The organism is Nonomuraea roseoviolacea subsp. carminata, assembly GCF_024172185.1.
Lineage (GTDB): Bacteria > Actinomycetota > Actinomycetes > Streptosporangiales > Streptosporangiaceae > Nonomuraea > Nonomuraea roseoviolacea.
In genome coordinates this window covers 8,079,649-8,092,441 of the sequence record NZ_JAMZEC010000001.1, presented here as the reverse complement: position 1 = coordinate 8,092,441, position 12,793 = coordinate 8,079,649, and the positions used below count along the sequence as shown (strand labels likewise).

General features: G+C 74.8%; 11 protein-coding genes. 5 read left to right on the top strand and 6 right to left on the bottom strand.

The features are described from left to right. Nucleotides 1-7 precede the first annotated feature (7 nt). The 3 genes from HD595_RS37495 to groL form a co-directional block, all read right to left on the bottom strand. Complete coding sequence (locus HD595_RS37495; RefSeq protein ID WP_253777610.1) at nt 8-1,384, bottom strand: hypothetical protein; 1,377 nt, start codon at nt 1,382-1,384, stop codon at nt 8-10. 194 nt (nt 1,385-1,578) lie between these two features. Beyond that, entirely contained in the window at nt 1,579-2,208 is a 630-nt protein-coding gene (locus HD595_RS37490) for a TetR/AcrR family transcriptional regulator (protein WP_253777608.1), read from the bottom strand. 115 nt (nt 2,209-2,323) lie between these two features. After that, nucleotides 2,324-3,949, bottom strand: a complete 1,626-nt coding sequence (groL, locus tag HD595_RS37485) for a chaperonin GroEL (RefSeq protein WP_253777606.1) — start codon at nt 3,947-3,949, stop codon at nt 2,324-2,326. A gap of 203 nt (nt 3,950-4,152) precedes the next feature. On the opposite strand from groL, the gene HD595_RS37480 reads away from it, so the two are divergent. Beyond that, on the top strand, nt 4,153-4,749 hold the full coding sequence (locus HD595_RS37480) for a TetR/AcrR family transcriptional regulator (RefSeq protein WP_253777604.1): 597 nt from the start codon (nt 4,153-4,155) through the stop codon (nt 4,747-4,749). Nucleotides 4,750-4,759: 10 nt separating this feature from the next. Here HD595_RS37480 and HD595_RS37475 read toward each other — a convergent pair whose 3' ends face one another. After that, a complete protein-coding gene (locus HD595_RS37475) occupies nt 4,760-5,131 on the bottom strand; it encodes a GNAT family N-acetyltransferase (RefSeq protein ID WP_253777602.1) in 372 nt (123 codons plus the stop codon). 106 nt (nt 5,132-5,237) lie between these two features. Between HD595_RS37475 and HD595_RS37470 the strand changes: the two genes are divergently transcribed. Genes HD595_RS37470 through HD595_RS37460 form a run of 3 tightly spaced genes read left to right on the top strand, consistent with a single transcriptional unit; the run spans nt 5,238 to nt 10,736 of the window. Continuing rightward, nucleotides 5,238-8,870 (top strand): hypothetical protein, encoded by a 3,633-nt coding sequence (locus HD595_RS37470; protein WP_253777600.1) that lies wholly within the window; start codon nt 5,238-5,240, stop codon nt 8,868-8,870. A gap of 19 nt (nt 8,871-8,889) precedes the next feature. Beyond that, the gene (locus HD595_RS37465) at nt 8,890-9,516 is read left to right on the top strand and encodes a TetR/AcrR family transcriptional regulator (RefSeq protein WP_253777598.1); all 627 of its coding nucleotides are present in this window, start codon (nt 8,890-8,892) and stop codon (nt 9,514-9,516) included. Next, nucleotides 9,513-10,736, top strand: coding sequence for an SDR family oxidoreductase (locus tag HD595_RS37460; protein WP_253777597.1), 1,224 nt, complete (start codon nt 9,513-9,515; stop codon nt 10,734-10,736). The genes HD595_RS37465 and HD595_RS37460 overlap by 4 nt, the downstream gene beginning before the upstream one ends. Nucleotides 10,737-10,779: 43 nt before the next feature. Here HD595_RS37460 and HD595_RS37455 read toward each other — a convergent pair whose 3' ends face one another. Beyond that, nucleotides 10,780-11,286, bottom strand: coding sequence for a hypothetical protein (locus HD595_RS37455; protein WP_253777596.1), 507 nt, complete (start codon nt 11,284-11,286; stop codon nt 10,780-10,782). A 14-nt stretch (nt 11,287-11,300) separates the two neighbouring features. Further along, entirely contained in the window at nt 11,301-12,188 is an 888-nt protein-coding gene (locus tag HD595_RS37450; protein WP_253777595.1) for an NmrA/HSCARG family protein, read from the bottom strand. A gap of 109 nt (nt 12,189-12,297) precedes the next feature. Between HD595_RS37450 and HD595_RS37445 the strand changes: the two genes are divergently transcribed. Then, nucleotides 12,298-12,783: a MarR family winged helix-turn-helix transcriptional regulator gene (locus HD595_RS37445; protein ID WP_253777594.1), complete on the top strand. Its 486-nt coding sequence runs from the start codon at nt 12,298-12,300 to the stop codon at nt 12,781-12,783. Nucleotides 12,784-12,793: the final 10 nt, after the last annotated feature.

Sequence of the window (12,793 nt, the reverse complement as noted above, 5' to 3'; positions counted from 1 at the left end):
GCCGCCGTCAGGGCCTGGTCAGGGGGATGATCCTGCGGAGCTTGCCGCCCGGCGACTGCTGCGGCGGCTCCTCGGCCCGCTCCAGCGTGACGTTGCCGGCCTCGTGCTCGGCCAGCAGGTGGGCGAGCTCGCCGCGCACCGTCCCCCACACGGCGTCGGCGTCCGCGCCGTCGCCGACCCGCAGGCGTACGCGCAGGGTGGTGGGCGCGGTCTGGACGAGCTGGAACCCCTCCACGCCGGGCGACCGGTCCAGCAGGGTGCCGAACAGCATGGGCGAGAGGCTCACCTGCTCGCCGTCGCGGGCGGGGAAGCTGAGCAGGTCGGCGGCGCGGCCCCGCACGCGGATGGCGGGCAGCGGGCTGCCGCACGGGCACGGGTCGGGGCGGAGCACGACGCTGTCGCCGAGGTCGTAGCGCAGGATCGGCTGGACCCGGTTGGCGAGGTTGCTGATCAGGACCGTGTGCGACGGCTGCCCGGCGGGGACCGGCCGGTGGTCGGCGTCGACCGGCTCGACCACCGCCCAGTCGCTGTTGACGTGGTACCAGCCGTACGCGCAGCCGGAGCTGAGGTATCCGCACTCCGTGGCGGCGTACGCGGCCCGGACCTTGGCCCGGAAGGCGCTGGCCAGCCGCTCCAGGGCCTCCGGCGTCGCCGTCTCGCCGCCGGGGATGACCATCGCGGGGCGGATGCGCAGGCGTCCGGCCTCCTGCTCCTGGGCCAGCAGCGTGAGCATGCCGAGGAAACCGGCGACGCTGGCGGGGTTGTAGCGGTTGAGCTCGGCGACCAGGCCGGGAAGCGGCTGGTTGATCGAGAAGACCCGGAGGACCCGCCCCATCAGGGGCCTCTCCCTGCGGAACCACGCCGCCGAGACGACGGTGGAGAAGTGGCCGCCGGGCGCGGTGACGATCGCGGTGCGGCCCCCGCGGGCGGCGAGGCGGAGCACGTCGCGGACGCCGAGACCGCCGCCGGCGCGCGACCCGAGGGCGGTGTGCACGGCCAGGCACCGCTCGTCCTGCACGAACAGGCCGCGCACGCCGCTGGTGCCGGAGGTGGTGGCCACCATGTACCGCCCCAGGAACGCCTCCCCCGCCCGCGCGGGGTCGGCCACGAACTCCCGCACCCGCTCCAGCGTGACCTCGCGGTCGGTGACCCAGTCGTCGAAACGGGCCATCAGCGCCTTCTTGTCGGTGACCGGGAGCAGCGCCGGGTCGTCGACCCGTTCCGGCAGGCCCTGGTACAGCTCGCGGTAGTACGGCGAGGAGGCGCGGGCGTGGGCCACCATCTCGGCCAGCCGCGCGCGCCGCCGCCGCTCGATCGCCTCGGAGCCCTGCCGGACGGCCTGCCGGGCGTCGCGGGCGATCCGCCGGACGCTTTCGCTCATCATGAATCGGGTCCTTTCTCCGGGATCGCGGGCGCGGCACGCCGGCACCGCTCGGGCGCCGCCGGGGCTGGGTCGCGTCCTCGTCGGGGAACTCGCGTCAGTGAAGTCGCGTCAGTGAGGTCGCGTCAGAGACGTCGCGTCAGGGGAACTCACGTCACGGAACTCGGGTCAGGAGACGCGGGTCAGGGGGCTTCGGGTCAGGGGCCTTCGGCGGACGGCCGCACCGAGAGCAGGCCGCGCGCGGCGACCTCGACGGCGCGCCGGGACGCCTCCCACATCTCGTCCTGCGTGCGGCCGAGCCGGACGCTCTCCAGCGTCGTCTGCTGGATGGCGCCGATCAGCGCCCCCGTCATGGCCGCCGCCGTGATCGGGTCGAGCTCGCCGGGGAACGCCTCCAGCAGCGCGGCGGCGATCCGCCGCTGGAGGTCGAGCAGCACGTACAGCCCCTTCGCCTGCAGGGCCGGGCTGGTCAGGACGAGCCTGGACCACGCCGACAGCTCCTCGGGCCGCTTCGGGGCGACCTCGGGCCGGCGCCGGGCGGCGTAGTCCTGGACCATCCGCACGAGCACCTCGCCCGGGCCCTCGTCCGGGTGGCGCCGGACGAGGGCTCCGAGCAGCAGCTCGTGGACGTGGTCCAGGTCGGCGAACAGCACCTCGTCCTTGCTGCCGAAATAGTTGAAGAACGTCTTGGGGTCGACGTCGGCGGCGGCGGCGATCTGCGCCACCGTGGTCTCCTCGTACCCCTGCTCCACGAACAGCGCGACGGCCGCCATGGCGATGCGCTGCCGGGTCAGCCGCTTCTTCCGATCGCGCCGCGACTCCTCCATGACCGCGAATATACGCTCACTGGAAAGTTCCAGCAACTGGAAAAATCTATGGACTGGCACATACGCCGCGTGCCGGCGCGGGCCCGGCCCGCCCCGGCACTCCGACCGCCCGCGCTCAGAAGTCCATGTCGCCGCCGCCGGGCAGGGCGGGGGCGGCCGGGGTCTTCTCCGGCTTCTCGGCGATGACGGCCTCGGTGGTGAGGAAGAGCGCCGCGATGGAGGCGGCGTTGCGCAGCGCCGAGCGCGTCACCTTGGCCGGGTCGATGATCCCCGCCTCGAACAGGTCCACGTACGCGCCGGTCACCGCGTCGAGCCCCCGGCCGGGCTCCAGGCCGCGCACGCGCTCGGCGACCACGCCGCCCTCGAGCCCGGCGTTGACGGCGATCTGCTTGAGCGGCTCCTCCAGAGCCTTGCGGACGATCGCGGCACCGGTGGCCTCGTCGCCGTCGAGCTCCAGCTCGTCGAACGCCTTGGCGCCCGCCTGCAGCAGCGCCACGCCACCGCCGGGGACGACGCCCTCCTCGACGGCCGCCTTCGCGTTGCGGACGGCGTCCTCGATGCGGTGCTTGCGCTCCTTGAGCTCGACCTCGGTCGCGGCGCCGGCCTTGATGACGGCCACGCCGCCGGCCAGCTTGGCCAGGCGCTCCTGGAGCTTCTCGCGGTCGTACTCGGAGTCGGTGCGCTCGATCTCGGCGCGGATCTCGTTGACGCGGCCCGCGATGGCGCCGGGGTCGCCGGCGCCGTCGACGACGGTGGTCTCGTCCTTGGTCACCACGACCTTGCGGGCGCGGCCGAGCCGGTCGAGCGTGGTGCTCTCCAGCTTCAGGCCCAGCTCCTCGGCGATGACCTGGCCACCGGTGAGGATGGCGATGTCGCCGAGCATGGCCTTGCGGCGGTCACCGAAGCCCGGCGCCTTGACCGCCACCGACCGCAGGACCCCCTTCAGCTTGTTGACGATCAGCGTGGCCAGGGCCTCCGCCTCGACGTCCTCGGCGATGACGAGCAGCGACCCGCCCGCCTGGACCACCTGGTCGAGCAGCGGCACCAGGTCCCGGTTCGCGGCGATCTTGCCGCTGACGACGAGGACGTAGGGATCGTCCAGGACCGCTTCCAGCCGGTCGGAGTCGGTCACGAAGTGCGGGGCGAGGTAGCCCTTGTCGAAACGCATGCCCTCCGTGAGCTCCAGTTCGAGGCCGAAGGCGTTGCTCTCCTCGACGGTGATGACGCCCTCCTTGCCGACCTTGTCCATCGCCTCGGCGATGAGCGAGCCGATCTCGGGGTCGGCGGCGGAGATGGAGGCGGTGGAGGCGATCTGCTCCTTGGTCTCCACGTCCCTGGCCAGACGGGACAGCTCCTCGCCGACGCGCTCGACGGCGATCTCGATGCCCTTCTTCAGGGCCATCGGGTTGGCGCCGGCCGCCACGTTGCGCAGCCCCTCGCGCACCAGCGCCTGGGCGAGCACGGTGGCCGTGGTGGTGCCGTCGCCCGCGACGTCGTCCGTCTTCTTGGCGACCTCCTTGACCAGCTCGGCGCCGATCTTCTCCCACGGGTCCTCGAGCTCGATCTCCTTGGCGATGGAGACACCGTCGTTGGTGATCGTGGGGGCGCCCCACTTCTTCTCCAGCACGACGTTGCGGCCCTTGGGGCCGAGGGTCACCTTGACGGCGTCGGCGAGCCGGTTCATGCCGCGCTCCAGGCCGCGCCGGGCCTCCTCGTCGAACGCGATCATCTTCGGGGTCATCGCTGCTCCTGCTCATGATGGGGGCATGCCGGGACGGCGCCCGCGACGGACGGCCCGCCGGGCACGACGGTCCTCGCCCTCCCGGCACACGTGTGCGGTTGGCACTCTCGACAGGTGAGTGCCAGGCGTCTCCCGCACTCTACCCACATACTTGCGTGCCGCGCATCAAGTGCGTGCCACGCAACATCGGATAGAGTGTGCCCATGACCGACGACGCCATGGATCTGCGGGCGCGCAACAAGCGGGCCACCCGGGACGCGATCAGCAACGCCGCGCTGCGCCTGGCCATCGAGCAGGGCCCCAGCGGGCTGGCCCTGGTCCGCGTCCACGACATCGCCTCGGCTGCGGGCGTCTCCCCCCGCACGTACAACAACTACTTCTCCAGCAGGGAGGAGGCGATCTGCGCCCTCCAGGCCGACCAGGCCGGGCGCGCCGGGCAGGCGCTGCGGGCGCGACCCGACGACGAGCCGCTCGAACGGGCCGTCGTCGCCGCGATGGTCGAGCTCTACACCGACCCCGAACCCGACCGGGCCGGCCTGCGCATGATCATGTCGACGCCCGAGCTGGAGGGCGAGGCGCTGAAGGCGTTCACCATGGCCGAAGGCCCGCTGGCGGAGGCCATCGCGGCGCGCACCGGCACCGACCCCGCGCGCGACCTGTTCCCGGCCGTCACGGCGGCCTCGGTCGCCGGCGCGATCCGCGTGGCCGGACGCCACTGGCTCGCGCCCGGCAACACCGACTCCTTCGCCGCCGTCCTGACCCGCGCCCTGTCCTGCGTCTTCGCCGCCACGCCGTCGTGACCGGGCGGGCTCAGCCGTCCTGGTGCGGGGCGAAACCGAGGGATTCGTAGAGGCGGCGGGCCCGGACGTCGTCCTCCGTGACCGCGAGCGACAGCAGGCCGTGGCCCCGCTCGCCGAGCGCGCGCATGCTCGCCTCGACCAGCCGCCGCCCCAGCCCGCGCCCCGCGTGCGAGGGGGCGGTGAAGACGAACGCCAGGAGCGGCACCTCCTGCCACACCGTCACCAGGGAGGCGCCCGCGGCGCGGCCCTCGTCCTCGGCGACGAAGGACGCCGCGGGCTGGAAGGGCCCGTGGTACCCGGTGAAGGTCAGGCGGGTCTCCGCTTCGGCTCCTCGGGGGGATTCGTCATGTCGTCGGCCACACTCCTCGTTCTCGCGGCCCACATGATCAACCGTACTGCCCGGCGCGAGGACGGGGTTGCGCGGCAAGGGGATGATCGGCCACCATCGTCGGCATGACGAGTGGAAAGGGCGGTCCCCGCCCAGGCCGTTGAGGCCTCTGGAGCCGGCTGAGCAGCCGGCCCACGACATCGACGTCCCCTTCGACATCCGCGCCGACGCCCTGGCGGCGCTGCTCGAACCCCTCCCGTACCCGCTGCGCATGCGGGCGCTGGCCCTCCACGCCCGCCGTCTGGCGGGCACCCCGCGGTTGCGTGTCCTGCTGGACGAGCTGTCCGGGCAGGACCGGTACGCCAGGCGCACGGCGCTGCACCTGGCCATGGCGGCCCGCGACCTCGGACACATCGAACGGGTCCTCGCCGGACCCGACCTGGAGCTGCGGCGCGCGGCCCTGCGCGCGGCGCGCACCCTCCCCGTGCCGGACGCGGCGGTGGCCGCCGCGCTCCGGGACGCGCCCACCCGGCTGCGGCTCGCGCTGTACCGCACGCTGGCGCACTCCTGCCGGCGCGCGCTGGCCGAGGCGCTGCTGCCGGAGGTCCGCGCCCGGTGGGGGGACCGTGAGGCCGCCGCGCTGCTGCCCGCCTGCGGCCCCGCCACGGTCGCGCGCGGGCTGCCCGAGGTCGCGCACGCGGTGACGTCCTGGCGGGCGCTGGCCAAGCGGCACCCGGGCGCCGTCATGGCGGTGGCCGAGGACGAGCTGTCCAGGGGCGTCCACGCGCTGACCTGGTGGCGGCGCCGCGGAACGGGCGTGGAGCTCGCGGCGCCCGCCGAGCCCGAACGCATGCTGGCCCTGCTGGAACGGTACGACCTGCGGCGCGCCGCCGGCGAGCTGCCCGCTCCGGCGCTCAACGCCCTGTTCAGGGCGGACGCCGGCCGGGCCCGGGCGTTGCTCGTCGACGCCTCGCTCATTCGCTGGCAGGAACCGCCGAAGGCGCTGCTCCGCCACCTCCGGTCGGCTCCCGACGCCGAGGTGCTGCGCCTCGCCTCGGCCGAGGACCGGATCGGGCCGGTGTTGCGGTCGCTGCCGCCCGCCCGCCGGGGCGCGGTCTTCCAGGCGGTCGCCGCGCGGCGGGGCGGATCGACCGGTCTGTGGGGGCTGCGGCTGCTCAGGTGGCTGCGCGCCGACATGGCCGCGGCCGAGGCCCGGCGCATGCTGGCCTGGTACGGGTCGGTCTGGCATTCGGCCCGGCGCCGGCTGGACAATCCGGACATCCCTCTGACCATCACCTCGTACCTGCCGTACGAGGAGGCGGCCGGGCCGCTCCGGGAGGCGGCCGTGGGCGGCGACCCGCGACGGCGGGGCCTGGCGAGGTCGCTGCTGATCCGGTGCGCGGCCCGCACCCGGGACCGGGCGGTGTTCCGGACGCTCCTGACCGAGCTGGTCCCGCGCGTCGCCAACGAGCAGGATCCGCTCCGCCGGGACCTGCTGACCGCCCTGCTGGAGGTCTCACCGGCGCTGTTCGACGACTCCTGCGCCGCGACGCTGGAACGCCTCGCCGCCGACGTGGCCGGAGCGTCGGACTCCTCCCCCGCCACCGGGGAGGCGCTCCGGTGTCTGGCCGGCCGGGTCCTGCGGCACCACGACCCGGCGGTCGCGCCCGCGTTGACCGCGTGGGCGCTGGGCGCGTACGGGAAGCTGGTGGCCCGGCACGGCGCCGCCGCCCTGCCCGCGCCGGAGCGCGTCCCGCGCCGCCCCTGGGAGGATTCCGACGTTCCCCCGGATTCGTTTCGTCTGGACAGGGTGCTGCGCACGGGCCAGGAGCACGATCTTCTCACCGTCCTGCGCCCGCACCTCCGGGCGGCGCGCGAGCGCGCGGACTTCGCGCCGGCCGTGGCCCTCGCCCGGGCCCTCGGCCGCCGCGCGTGGGCGCTGGGCGAGCTCCAGGAGGACCTGCGGGCGGCGATCGGCGCGGCACCGGAACCGCTCGCCCGCGAGGCGGCCGACCTGTGGCTGACCCGCCCGCGCGCCCGCCGCCGCCCCGCCACTCCGGCCCCGCCACCTGACCAGGTCCTCCCGCCCTCCGGAGGTGAACGCGACCCCCAGGCCCAGGTCCCCCCGTCCTCCAGAGGTGAACGCGACCCCCAACCCCAGGACCCTCCGCTCTCCCGAGAGGTACCGGGGCCGCGGGCCATCCCCCTCACCACGCAACGACCGGCACGCCAAGGCGAGACCCAGGGTCCTCCACCCTCCCGAGCGGAACCGGAGTCGCCGACCGTTCCCCTCACCGCGGTGGACCCGGCAGAGGAGCGCGTGGAGCGGGTCGTCCGGCTCCTCCGCGAGGACCCGTCCGTGGTGACGTTGCCCGCCGTCTGGCGCACCGTGGCGGGACGGCGTACCGACCTGCTGGTCGCGCTGCTGGACGGCGACCGGGACGGCCGGTTCGCGGACCCCGCCTGGGTGCCTCCGACAGGCGGCGGCGACGCCGGCCGCTGGACCCCGCACCAGCTCGGCCGGGTGCGGGCACGGCTCGTCGCCGTCGTCCACGACGAGCGGCTGCCCATGGCCGCCCGGGCGGCGGCGGTGCGGGCCACCGGCCGCGCCCGCGGCGACCTCGACCTCCTCGAACGGTGGGCGCAACGCGAGGAGACGCCGCTGGCCGAGGCCGCCGTCACCACCATGGCCGACACGGACGCCCCCGTCCGGGCGCTGCCGGTGATCGCCGCGCACGCCGGCGGCCACGCCTCCCGGGTCGCCGTGGCGGCCCTGGCGCGCTGCTGCCGGGGCGTCCCCCCGTCCCTGCGGCACTCCGGCGAGGCGATGCTGCGCACGCTCTTCCAGGCCCATCCGATGGAGTACGCCCCGGCCGCGCGTCCCCGCTACGCGGACCTGGTCCGGCGCCTGCTGCTGGCCGCCGACGCGCCCGGGGTGGGCTTCCGCGGGAGGAAGGCGTTCGGCTTGTGGGCCCGCTGGTACGAGGGCGACCTGGATGAGATCGCCGACACGGTCGCCGATCCGGGGGCGGACGAGCGGGTCGTGGAGGTGTTCCTGGCGCTGCTGGACGCCGGGACGATCCGTTCCAGGACGCTCGGCGTGCTGGAACGGCTGGCCGCCGCCGTGCCCGGCGAGGTGGTGGAGACGCCGGCCAGGGAACGCGTGGGCGTCATCGTCCGGCGTCTGGCCGCGACGCAGGAAGAGGCCGAGCCGTGGCAGCGGCGGCTGGCCCAGGACGCGATGGACCTGCTCGCCGCCCATCCGCCCCTGCTCGGCGAGGCGGCCCGGCTCGCCGTGGCCCTGCTGGCCGCCGACTCCGCGGGCGCGGACTCCTCCGAGGACGACTACGAGGGCTTCGCCGACGAGGAGGACTCGCCGTACGCGGAGGTCGCCGCGTACGCGGAGGTCTCCACGCACGAGGAGGTCGCCGCGCACGAGGACGGGCGGGCCGCGGCGCTCGGCGACGCCCTGTGCGCCCTGGCCGATCTCCTCCGGGACCGGCCGCTCCTCGCCGCGCGGACGGCGGGTCGGGTCACGTCGGCGCTGCTGTACGAATACGGCCGGGGACGCCCCATGCCGCCCGCGACGGCGCTGCCCGCGGCGCGGCGCCTGGCGGACCGCGGCGACCTGTCCGGAGCTCTGTTCGCCCTCGAACTGACCCGGGCCTTCGGCGGGCGCACCGGCTGGGCGACCCCGTGGCGGGAGGTCCTCCTCGGCCTGCGCGCCTGCCCTCACCTGGAGGTACGTCAGGAGGCGTGGGACGTCTCCCTGTCGGTCGCACAGAATATATAGACTGGTCTATTATTGGCGCATGACGGAAACGAAGGGCGCCAGGACCAGCGCGCGGCTGGTGGAGGCGATGCTGGAGCTGATCCAGGCCAGGGGGTACGCCGGCACGGGTCTCAACACCGTGGTGGAGCACGCGGGCGCCCCCAAGGGCTCGCTGTACTTCCACTTCCCCGAGGGCAAGGAGGCCCTCGGGGAGAGGGCCGTGGAGCTCGCGGCCGGCAGGTTCCGCGACCTGCTGGCCGAGTCGGCGGCGGCCCCGGACGGCCCGGCGACCGGGGCGGAGGGCGCCGGCGCCGTGGTGTGGCGGGTGATCGACGTGCTGGCCCGGATGGTCGAGGACAGCGACTACCAGCTCGGCTGCCCGGTCTCGGTGGTCACGCTGGAGATGGGCGCGCAGAGCGAGCGGCTGCGCGACGCCTGCGCGAACGCCTTCGACTCCTGGATCACGCCCGTGGCCGACCACCTCGCCGCCCACGGCCGCCCCCTGCCCGAGGCCCGCGTCCTGGCGACGGCCGTGGTCAGCACGGTGGAGGGCGCGATGATCGTCTCGCGCGCCCAGCGGTCGGTGGAGCCGTTGCGCTGCGCCGCCCACGCCGTCACCCTGCTGCTGGACGGGCCCGACGCGACGACCCCGAAGGCGGCGTCGTGAGGCCGCCCCGAGGCGGCGCCGGTGAGAGCGGCGTCGTGAGATCGGACCGGCGCGACGGCAGTGAGGGCGGCGTCGTGAGGCCGGACCGGCGCGGCGACAGAGAGAGCCCCGGCGTCAGGCCGGAGGAGCGGCGCGCCCTGGTGTTCGGGGCGACCGGGTTCATCGGCCGCCACCTGGTCCTCGCCCTCGGCCGGGCCGGCGTGCGGGTGGCCACGGCCACCCGGAGCGGCGAGTCGTACCGGCGGCTCGCCGCCTGGCTGGCCGGGCACGGTCACCACCCGGCTCCGGCCGATCTGCGCGTCGACTTCGGCGTGCCGACGCTCACCCGGGACGACGTCACGGCGTGGGACGACGTCACCGAGGTCTACAACTGCGCCGGCGCCTACCGGTTCGGGATGACGGCCGAGGAGGCCCGGCGCGCCAACGTCGACGGCGTCCGCGCGGTCGTCGCCTTCGCGGCGCGGCTGCCGCGGCTGCGCCGCCTGGTCCACGTCTCCGGTTACCGGGTGGGCGGGCAGGATCCCGCGCTGGTCCCCTGGAGCGACGAGCGGCGAAGGAGCGTCTATCGGGCCCTCGGCGCGTACGAGGCGTCGAAGGTGGAGGCGGACGCCGTCCTGCAGGCGGTCGCGGACGAGGCGGGCGTCCCGTGGTCGGTCGTGAACCCGTCCAGCGTGATCGGCGACAGCGTCACCGGCGAGTCGGACCAGTTGCTCGGGCTCGCGTCGAGCGTGGAGGAGATCTGGCGGGGCGCCATGCCGGCGCTGCCGGGCGGTGCGCGCACGTTCGTGCCGGTCGTCACGGTGGACTTCCTGGCCCGGTTCATGACGCTGCTGCCGGTGGACGAGAGCGCCGAGCGCGGCTCGTACTGGGTGCTCGACGACGACACGCCCGCGCTGCCCGACCTGCTCACCCTGGTCGCGCGGCACTACGGGGTCAAGGTGCCGTGGGCGCGCGTGCCCGTGCCGCTCCTCAGGCGGCTGCCCCGCCGGATCACGAAGACGGACCCGGAGACGCTGACGTTCCTGTCGAGCGACCGCTACCCGACCGGGCCGGCGAACGCCCTGGCCGCCCGGCACGGCCTGGCCATGCCCGACGTCACCACCTCGCTCCTGCGCTGGGCCGACCACCTGGCGGCGCACCATTTCGGACGCGACAGGACCGGGCGTGACGGGGCCGGACGCGACGGGTCCGGACGCGACAGGGCCGGGGCGACGCCCTAGGAACGCGGCCCCGCCGAGGACCTCACGCCGCGCCGGTACGGCCTCACGGCGCGAGGCGAGGGTCGGGGGCCGGTTCGAGGTTGGCCGTCATGCGTTCAAGCACGCTGACGGCCGTCCGGTACTCGTCGAGCGAGATGCCCGACATGGACAGCTCGCGGAACGCGCCGACCCGCTCGGCCACCCGCTCCAGGCGCCGGGCGCCCTCGGGGGTGAGGGCGAGCCGGCCCGGCGCGGGGCGGGCCGCCCATCCGTCGGCCAGCACGGCGTCGATCGCGGCGGCCAGCGCGGCGGCGTCGGCGTTGGCGGCGAGTACCGACACGACCTCGGCGTCGGCGACATCCGGGGCGTCCCGGACGGCGGCGCCCGGACGCCCGGCGACCCACGACCCGCCTCGGACGGCGTCCGCGATCTCGGTGACGCGCGAGCCGTCCTGGACGACGTTCAGGACCTGCCAGGCGAGCCGGGTCAGGCCGAACTCCGCGAGCATGCCGTTCATGTGGCGGGTCAGGGCCTGGTCGGCGCGGTTGAGCCAGTAGCCGATCGGCTTCATGGAGAGTGCTCCGTTCAGTGGTGGGAGGCGGCGGGCGCGGACGACAGGAGGGCGGGCCAGTCCTGCGCGGCGGCCCAGTCGGCGAAGCCGTGCCAGCCGACCTCCGGGTGGTCGCGGCGCAGCCCGGCGACGTCCACGTCGAGGCCCACCTCGGTGAAGTACGCGAACATGGCTGCCAGGTCGTCCGACCGCTGCCTGACGTACGCGAGAGGCACCTCCCGGTGGGCGATCGGGGCGCCGATGGCGGCGGTGAGGATCTCGGCCATCTGAGCGGGGGTGCGCTCGTCGGAGGCGATGTCGACGCGGCGGCCGGTGAACTCCTCGCGGCGCCGGAGGACCAGCGCGGCGAACGCGCCGATGTCGGCGGCGGAGATGAGCGTGAGCGGCCGGTCGGCGGGCATCGGCCAGGCGAACGTGCCCTCGCGCAGCCCGTCGAGGGTCCAGCCGCTCGCGTAGTTGTCCATGAACGCGGCCGGCGCGATCACCGTCCACGGCACGCCGGAGGCGCGCAGGTGCTGCTCGACGAGCCGCTTGCTCTCGTAGTGCGGGACACCGGTGTCGCGGTCGGCGTGGGCGGCGGAGGTGAGCACGACGTGCCCGAGGCGGGCGGCCGCGGCGGCGTCGACGAGGGCCTTGCCCTGCCGGACCTCGGTGGCGATGTCGGTGCCGAACGGGGTGGTGACCGCGAACAGCGCGTCGGCTCCGGCGAGCGCGGCGTCGAGGGAGGTGCGGTCGTCGAAGCCGGCGCGGCGGACGTCGGCGCCGAGGGCCTTGAGCGCCTCGGCGGCGGGCGAGCCGGGGTCGCGGGTGAGCGCGCGCACCCGGTGGCCGCTGTCGAGGAGGGCGCGGGCGGTGGCCCCGCCCTGGGCGCCGGTGGCACCGGTGACGGCGACGGTGAGCATGGAGGTCTCCAGGTGGGTAAGATTTCTGCGTGACGCATTAGTTGCGTCACGCAGAAGATTAACACACAAATAGCTGCGTCGTGCAGCTATCTGGAGGACGGTGATCGCGATGACGGGCACACGCCGGGAGCGGCTGTACGAGGAGCTGGCTATGGCCTCACGCCGCTACATGGCGGCGTACGTGCTGTTCAACCAGGCCGTCGCCGACCACCTCGGGCTGCACCCGACCGACGTGCAGTGCCTGAGCCTGCTGACGGCGTCGCCCGAGCCGCTCACCGTGAAGCAGATCGCCGAGCTGACCGGCCTGACCACGGGCTCGGCGACCCGCCTGGTCGACCGGCTCGAACGCGGCGGCTACGTGGCCCGCACCCCCGACCGGCAGGACCGGCGCCGGGTCCTGGTCGCCCCGGTTCCCGAGCGCCTCTCCCATGTCAGCGCGCTCTGGGACGACCTGGGCGCCTCCTGGCAGGCGCTCTACGACGAGCACACCGAGGAGGAGCTGGAGGTGATCACCCGGCACATGCGCCGGGCGCACGACCTCAGCCACGTCCAGATGGACCGCCTGCGCGCCCGGCCGCGGCCCCGGCACGACTAACACCTCTGTG

Excerpts from the sequence above, each read along its gene's own strand:
- HD595_RS37495 (WP_253777610.1), bottom strand. The coding sequence starts at position 1,384 with ATGATGAGCGAAAGCGTCCGGCGGATCGCCCGCGACGCCCGGCAGGCC.
- HD595_RS37490 (WP_253777608.1), bottom strand. The coding sequence starts at position 2,208 with ATGGAGGAGTCGCGGCGCGATCGGAAGAAGCGGCTGACCCGGCAGCGC.
- groL (WP_253777606.1), bottom strand. The coding sequence starts at position 3,949 with ATGACCCCGAAGATGATCGCGTTCGACGAGGAGGCCCGGCGCGGCCTG.
- HD595_RS37480 (WP_253777604.1), top strand. The coding sequence starts at position 4,153 with ATGACCGACGACGCCATGGATCTGCGGGCGCGCAACAAGCGGGCCACC.
- HD595_RS37465 (WP_253777598.1), top strand. The coding sequence starts at position 8,890 with ATGACGGAAACGAAGGGCGCCAGGACCAGCGCGCGGCTGGTGGAGGCG.
- HD595_RS37455 (WP_253777596.1), bottom strand. The coding sequence starts at position 11,286 with ATGAAGCCGATCGGCTACTGGCTCAACCGCGCCGACCAGGCCCTGACC.
- HD595_RS37450 (WP_253777595.1), bottom strand. The coding sequence starts at position 12,188 with ATGCTCACCGTCGCCGTCACCGGTGCCACCGGCGCCCAGGGCGGGGCC.
- HD595_RS37445 (WP_253777594.1), top strand. The coding sequence starts at position 12,298 with ATGACGGGCACACGCCGGGAGCGGCTGTACGAGGAGCTGGCTATGGCC.